At 44.2% G+C, this 5,926-nt stretch carries 6 protein-coding genes; 2 read left to right on the top strand and 4 right to left on the bottom strand.

All coding sequences use genetic code 11. The features are described 5' to 3' along the window. Positions 1 to 195 (bottom strand): lactate/malate family dehydrogenase (locus PX482_RS15845; RefSeq protein WP_502888564.1); only part of this gene is annotated, 195 nt, incomplete at its 3' end. Between the two features lie 383 nt (positions 196 to 578). Here PX482_RS15845 and PX482_RS15840 point away from each other — a divergent pair. Continuing rightward, the gene (locus PX482_RS15840) at positions 579 to 920 is read left to right on the top strand and encodes a DUF952 domain-containing protein (RefSeq protein WP_287638283.1); all 342 of its coding nucleotides are present in this window, start codon (positions 579 to 581) and stop codon (positions 918 to 920) included. Here PX482_RS15840 and PX482_RS15835 read toward each other — a convergent pair. Then, positions 897 to 2,210, bottom strand: coding sequence for a cytosine deaminase (locus tag PX482_RS15835; RefSeq protein ID WP_002763203.1), 1,314 nt, complete (start codon positions 2,208 to 2,210; stop codon positions 897 to 899). The two genes, PX482_RS15840 and PX482_RS15835, sit on opposite strands and share 24 nt — an antisense overlap. Positions 2,211 to 2,740: 530 nt before the next feature. Then, complete coding sequence (gene cofG, locus PX482_RS15830; RefSeq protein ID WP_288122666.1) at positions 2,741 to 3,628, bottom strand: 7,8-didemethyl-8-hydroxy-5-deazariboflavin synthase subunit CofG; 888 nt, start codon at positions 3,626 to 3,628, stop codon at positions 2,741 to 2,743. 112 nt (positions 3,629 to 3,740) lie between these two features. Here cofG and PX482_RS15825 point away from each other — a divergent pair, with 112 nt between their 5' ends. Continuing rightward, positions 3,741 to 5,405: a transglutaminase domain-containing protein gene (locus PX482_RS15825; protein ID WP_288026329.1), complete on the top strand. Its 1,665-nt coding sequence runs from the start codon at positions 3,741 to 3,743 to the stop codon at positions 5,403 to 5,405. On the opposite strand, the gene PX482_RS15820 is transcribed toward PX482_RS15825, so the two are convergent. Then, a complete protein-coding gene (locus PX482_RS15820; RefSeq protein ID WP_002763196.1) occupies positions 5,402 to 5,668 on the bottom strand; it encodes a hypothetical protein in 267 nt (88 codons plus the stop codon). The genes PX482_RS15825 and PX482_RS15820 overlap by 4 nt on opposite strands. Between the last annotated feature and the right edge of the window lie 258 nt (positions 5,669 to 5,926).

The following is a 5,926-nucleotide window of genomic DNA, read 5'->3' as shown; positions in this document are numbered from 1 at the left end:
TAAATCCATCACTTCCCCTTCGACTTTATCCGTGGCGATATCTTGCAGAATTAATTCATCAAAACAGTCTTGAATTAACATCGAGTAAGCGCAGGCCATCCCCACCTGACCAACACCGATAATTACCCCCTTGCGAGGACGTAGAGGAGCGGGTTTTTCAGCGTAGGGATTGGGAGTAAATATTTTATCTAGCATAGATTTTTGCAGTTACTGGCTCGGTAAGCTCATTTTAAGGGGGAATGGTTAATATCAGGTAAAAGGAGACTATAAAGAGATTTTGAGGACGTTACCGGCCATTTTTTTCCGGTAAGTAGCTGGTTATAATTAAATTAAAAATGGATTTTAGGTTCGATCCCCCCTGCCCCCCTTGATAAGGGGGGTGCCGATAGGCGGGGGGATCCCCCCTGCCCCCCTTGATAAGGGGGGTGTCTGACAACTTTTAACGCCTACCTACTTAATTGGTCGGACAAATTTCTTGTCTTTATTCCCTGACCCCTAGTTTAAGAGAATTGAGGGCCGCTGACAGCTTCAGGCTATATCCTAAAATTAGGGATAAAGTGACAGTAGGAGGCGAACCGATGATCTATCACATCACTACAGAAAGAGGTTGGCAAATAGCTCGTGAAATGGGGGAATATCGGGCGTATTCCCTAAAAAATGAGGGATTTATCCATTGCTCCACCTTAGAACAAATTCCGAAAGTTGTGGCCGCTTTTTATCAAAATCAGCCAGACTTGCTGGTTTTAGCCATTTCTCCTGAACAATTGCAGTCCCCGGTGAAATGGGAGCAGCCCCAGCATCCTAACCCAGAAAATGCAACTCTAGAGCTAGAAAAAGAGACCTTTCCCCATATTTACGGTGCTATCAACCTAGAATCGGTAGTTTTTGTCAAACCCTTACAGGATTTGCTCAATTCCTAGAACTAAATCATCTAACTCTTGGTAATCGGGGAGAGTAGTATCGATGCTCAACCCGCGCCGAATCACGAGACGATCCCACTGTGGTCGCGATAATAGCTCGCTAAAGTAGCGAGCCTTGAAAATTAACAAATTTGCCTCTAGACCCGTCTTAATGCGCCCTAAATGGGGCAATCCGAGCAGATTGGCTGGGGTGAGGGTGACACTATTTACCCAGTCAGCGTAGGGTGTGTCGAGATGAGCAATCCGCACCGCTTGGGTAAAGACTTCTAAACCATCGTGATCCCCAAAACCATAAAAGGGATCGCGACAGTTATCACTGGCAAAAGCAACCGGAATTCCCGCTTTTTTCATCTCTTTTACCTTAGTTGTCCCGCGCCAAAAGGGGGTTTTTTCCTCTTGACGATCCTGTAGGTAGAGATTGCACATCGGCAAGCTAACGATAGCAATGCCCGCATTTTTGACTAAATTTAAAGTTTCTTGGATTATTTCATGGGATTGTACCGCTAAACTGCAACAGTGACCACAGATGATTTGTCCGTCAAATTGCTCTTTGATAGCAGTACGCGCGATCGCTGCTAAACAGGTAGAATCGGAATCGCCGTTTTCATCCAGATGAAAATCGAGATTTAAACCCCTTTCTTGGGCTAATTTGAAGGTAATATCAATTTGTGCCTGTAAATCGGCATTTGTGTAGGCTACTCCCCCCAATATACCCCCAAATTCGGCAATTTTATCGGCTAGGGCCGCTCCCTCGGAGGTTTGATAGTAGTCAAGGGAAACTAGAGAAACCGCTTGCAGGGTGATTTTACCGGCCCATTGTCGTTGCAATTCTCCCAAAGCAGTTAAGCTAATCTGTGCCTGTTGACCAAAAGAGTCGATATGGGTGCGAATAGCGGCGGTTCCGTGGGCATAACTGCATTTAACGCCGAATTCCATGCGACGATACACATCCTCTAAGCGCCACTCCCGTCGGGAATCCTCTAGGGCCATTTTTAAGGCACTGTCAAAAGTGCCATCATGGTTAGGACAACGATGCCAACTATGACCTTTATCGAGATGGGTGTGCATATCAACAAAGCAAGGAAAAACAATCTTTTTTTTGAGGTCAATAACGGGAATATTATCTTCGGGGGGGATTGTTGAGGTGATGCGATTAATGTAACCGTCATTAATTTCCAGATTAACTAAGGTTAATCCCTCGGAGGTTTGGGGAGAGAAACTCTCATTTTCTAGCAGGGAAACGGGAATATGAGCATTTTTGAGCCAGTAGCGCTCGCTTGAGGGAATCATAAGACCTCTGGTAAAAATCAAAAATTGTTGTTAGAATTAGGAGCCAGTCGTCGGTGCATCTCACATTTGCAGGAATACCGACAGTCAGCAATTATCAGTAACTCTTATAGCGGTTCTCACACCTGTGTGACACAGTTAAACCTTTGCTAATTAAGCTTTTCAACATCGATAATGTACCTCTTGCGAACAGGAAACGCTATAGATAATTACAAATGTATCAGCAGCTGCGTGTAAGCATCCCACCGAAAAACTAATGCGCGGGGGGTTTGGGGGCGGCGCCACGCTCCCAACGGGGGGTTTGGGGGGTAGAACCCCCCAAAAGCTTGGATTGAGTGATAAAATCGGAAGTAATGCCCGATCTTAGCCGAGAGTTTCCCCGTCAAAATCCCAATTGGTAGATTTACAAAAATGAGATGCAGCCTCGGTCGTCGGTCGTCAGGAGAATTAAGAATGAATAATAATCAATTAAGGGGTATTAAGTAAGGATTGTTAAATGGCATTAACAGTGCTATCTTTTCCCTGATTAATGTTTACTGATAAACCGGTAGGCGTGGCTTTAATTCCCAGCCATAAACTGCTAAAAATTCCTTTAATTTATCGGGGTGTAAATGGAGGTAATCGGGATTAACTTCATCGATAATGCCAATACCGCCTAAATCCCGCGCTCCTGCCGCTAAACAATCCAAGAGAAAAAGAGGATCGGGTACTAAATTCGGGGGAATTTGAATGACAATATCTGGGGGCAAAATTTCCCTGGCTTGCCTAACCAGATCGGGTAATTTTTGCAGATCAAAAGGATTATTTTGCCACTGTTCTCTTTTGCCCGGATTGTAGGGTTGTAGGATCACTTCTTGAATATGTCCCCAACGTTGATGAAGAGCGGCAATAGTTTCTAAGGTTACTAAGCGATCGCATTCTGTTTCACCAATTCCTAATAATAAACCCGTGGTAAAAGGAATTCCTAATTCTCCCGCCCATTGTAACTGCTCTAAGCGCAGGGATGGCACTTTACTAGGGGCATGACGATGGACAGTATTTAATAAAGTCACCGTCATTTGTTCTAACATTATGCCCATAGATAGATTGACATTTTTCAGTTTTTCCATCTCGGCAAAAGTTAAAATCCCCGCATTGGTATGGGGATAAAAACCCATATTTAAAGCCAATGCTGCTAAATTATAAATATGCCGAAACCATGACTCTCGATTGGCTGCTAAAGGATGAACTTCGCCGCTAAGAATTAAAATTTCCGTAATTTCCGAACCCTGCAAAGCAGTTAAAATCTCTTTTGCCTTGTCTAAACTTAACCAGCCATCAGTGCCTAAATCCCTGCGAAAATTACAATAACTGCAACGATTGAAACACTCGTAGGTAGGTACAAGGGTATGAGAGGGACTATAGGTGACAATTCTTGACATTTTTTTCGGAATTGGAGTTCATTACGAGCATTCAAGGGCGATAAAATTTGCTATCGTGGGGAGAATTGCTGTTTTATTCACTTAAAAACACCCTCCCTTTTCGCTTCCTCCTATGATTTTCGATCCTGCCAGTCTTCCCTCCCATCGTCAAACGATTCGCCCGATTAGCGCCACGGCCCTGCACGGAATTGTATTTCAAGATAACAAATTAATCGCTATCGACGCAAAAAACGGCTATTTATACCAAATTGCCCTCGATACTGGTCATACAACTGTACTTAATTCCCATCGCTGGCAAGAATTCGTCGGGACGACGGGATTGGCCATCGATGATCAAAATAACCTCTGGTTTACTACCCGCGAAAATCTCTACTGCTGCACTCTCGAAGATTTTACCCCGAAATTTTTTACCCGTCTTCCCTACACCGCTAACGGAGTCGCCGTAACTGGTAACACAATTTATGTCACTTGTCAACGTTCTGGACAAATCTTTATATTTGATCGCCAATCGGGACAGGAAATTACTCGTTTGTACGCGCCTGGTATCGGCATCGAAAATATCACCATTCGCGGGGAAGAACTTTGGTTAACGGATACCCTAGAACAAACGGTTTACTGTCTTGATCGCGCCACGGGAGAACAGCTTTTTAGCATGATAACTCCTTTTGAATCGCCGACGGGATTAGCATTTTATCGCGATGCGAACAGTGGCAAGGATATCCTATATGTGGCCTATGCTTTCCAAGAACCCTTTATCCGCGATAATCCCAATTCCGAACAGGTTTACGAACTTAGTTATCGTCCGCGTACTTTTGTCCATCCTCTATATTTTCACTACGATCCCGCTAAAAAATACGCCCTTTCTAACGGTTATCTGATTGAATTATCCTACGTCGAGGAATTGGAACCTCTATATAATATCGAACTAAAAGATGTGGAATGGCGCATCGCTTTACCCTTAGAAACACCACGGCAAAAAATTCGCAGCGTCGAAGCGGTGGGATTGCCTTTTATTGAAGAAATTCAAGACGGGCAGCGGGTGGCAGTATTTAAGTTCGAGCAAATAACCGGCAAACAACGTCATATTTTTGGGTGGAAAGTAGTCTTAGAAGTATGGGGAATTAAATACCAAATTACTCCCCAAGATTGCGAAGATTTACCCCCCTTACCCGCCGATTTTCCCGATCGCTATTTGATCGATAATGATGATCTGGCCATGAATACAGAAATTATCCTCAATGCTGCCGAAGAAGCGATCGGTCGGGAAACCAATCTCCTCAGAAAAGTTTATAGTATTCGTAACTACGTCTATGATCAGCTTTCCTACGGCATCAAACCCAACATCGACACCCCCGATATTGCCCTGCGGCGCGGAGTGGGTTCCTGTGGCGAATATGTGGGTTTATTATTGGCTTTGTGTCGTCTCAATGGTATTGCCTGTCGCACGGTAGGACGCTATAAATGCCCACCCCATCCCCTCGAACGTAATTTACCCCTCGAACCAGATTACAATCACGTCTGGATGGAATTTTATCTCCCCTCTATCGGTTGGGTTCCCATGGAGTCCAATCCCGATGATATCTTTGAAGGTGGTCCCTATCCCAATCGTTTCTTTATGGGTTTAGCTTGGTATCACACGGAAATTGCCAAAGATATCCCCTTTGAACGAATGCTCAGTGAAGGACAACCGGTGTTAAAAACCCAAGTTCCCATCGGCGATTTAGCGATTAATCACGTTCAATTCGTCATTCTTGAGGAATTAGCCCCAAAAGACTAGAATTCTGAGCCATCATCTAGGATGCCCATTTCTCTATCTCTTTCTTCTTTGAGTTCTTTGACCATTTGCAAACCCGCACCCACACAGAAGCCCAGGGCTGCCCCGGCACCGGCAAAATAACGTCCATAGATGATTTGATAGTTATAGGGATTTTTATAGTTGACTTGGCTGGGATTGCGTTCAATGCGGCTAATGCCATAACCGATACCTGCCCCGACTAAAGCGGTAACAAGGCCTGAAAATAGAACTAGACGAAAGTTCATGATCTTATCTCCCGATGGACTCTGACTTTAGATTATCGCTGAAAATTAGTTCCTGGCAAGCGATCGCAATAATTCGTTAAGTAGTCGTGCCAAATTAATTTCCCTTGAGATGTGTAATTAGGGTTTGCTGAATAAATCTAAAAACCTTGTTGGATAGGGTTTTTAGACTTGTTTTCCCTCAAAAAGTGCCGACCTTTGGAGTGATTGGGGGGAAAATTCAGGTACTTTTTCCCTGAAAATTAGGTAATTGACCCCCTG

The sequence above is a fragment of the Microcystis sp. M53602_WE12 genome (genome assembly GCF_030065455.1).
GTDB classification, from domain to species: domain Bacteria; phylum Cyanobacteriota; class Cyanobacteriia; order Cyanobacteriales; family Microcystaceae; genus Microcystis; species Microcystis aeruginosa.
Note: the sequence above shows the minus strand (reverse complement) of the source record. Positions and strands in the feature narration are given on the sequence as shown.

Bases quoted from the DNA above. Each gene is read 5' to 3' on its own strand.
- PX482_RS15835 (WP_002763203.1), bottom strand. From the start codon at position 2,210: ATGATTCCCTCAAGCGAGCGCTACTGGCTCAAAAATGCTCATATTCCC.
- cofG (WP_288122666.1), bottom strand. From the start codon at position 3,628: ATGTCAAGAATTGTCACCTATAGTCCCTCTCATACCCTTGTACCTACC.
- PX482_RS15820 (WP_002763196.1), bottom strand. From the start codon at position 5,668: ATGAACTTTCGTCTAGTTCTATTTTCAGGCCTTGTTACCGCTTTAGTC.
- PX482_RS15825 (WP_288026329.1), top strand. From the start codon at position 3,741: ATGATTTTCGATCCTGCCAGTCTTCCCTCCCATCGTCAAACGATTCGC.
- PX482_RS15840 (WP_287638283.1), top strand. From the start codon at position 579: ATGATCTATCACATCACTACAGAAAGAGGTTGGCAAATAGCTCGTGAA.